This window comes from Kocuria aegyptia (genome assembly GCF_039530085.1).
In the GTDB taxonomy this organism is placed as follows: Bacteria; Actinomycetota; Actinomycetes; order Actinomycetales; family Micrococcaceae; genus Kocuria; species Kocuria aegyptia.
On the sequence record NZ_BAAAOA010000051.1, the window covers coordinates 1 to 611 of the forward strand.

Genomic DNA, 611 nt, shown 5'->3' on the forward strand with positions numbered 1-611 from the left:
CCCCGAGGCCCCGGACGCGGTCTACGCCCGCAAGCTCCAGGAGGTGATCGGCGGGCAGTACGGGGAGATCACCGTGGCGATGCAGTACAGCTTCCAGGCCTGGAACGCCCACATCCCGGGCAAGTACCGGGACCTGCTCTTCGGCACCGCCGCCGAGGAGTTCGGCCACATCGAGATGCTCGCCACGATGGTCGCCCAGCTGCTGGAGAAGGCCCCGCTGGGCATCACCGAGGACGCCGTGCAGGCCGATCCGGCGGTCGCGGCGGTGATCGGGGGCACCGATCTGCAGCACGCCATCGTGGCCGGGGCCGGGGCCCGGCCCGTGGACTCGATGGGCAACCCGTGGTCGGGGTCCTACGTGACCGCCTCCGGGAACCTGCTGGCGGACATGACCGCCAACGTCAACGCCGAGATGCAGGGCCGCACCCAGGTCGCCCGGCTCTACCACATGACCGATGACCAGGGCGTCCGGGACATGCTGTCGTTCCTGCTGGCCAGGGACACCATGCACCAGAACCAGTGGATGGCCGCGGTCAAGGAGCTGCAGGCCGACGGGCTGGAGCAGATGCCGGTGCCCTCGAACTTCCCGCAGGCCAAGGAGGCCACGGAGT

1 protein-coding gene is annotated in these 611 nt (G+C 69.9%); it reads left to right on the forward strand.

All coding sequences use genetic code 11. The annotated features are described in order from the left end of the window. Positions 1-611, forward strand: a 611-nt coding sequence (locus ABD220_RS17835) for a manganese catalase family protein (protein ID WP_344124840.1), incomplete at both ends; no start/stop codon positions are given.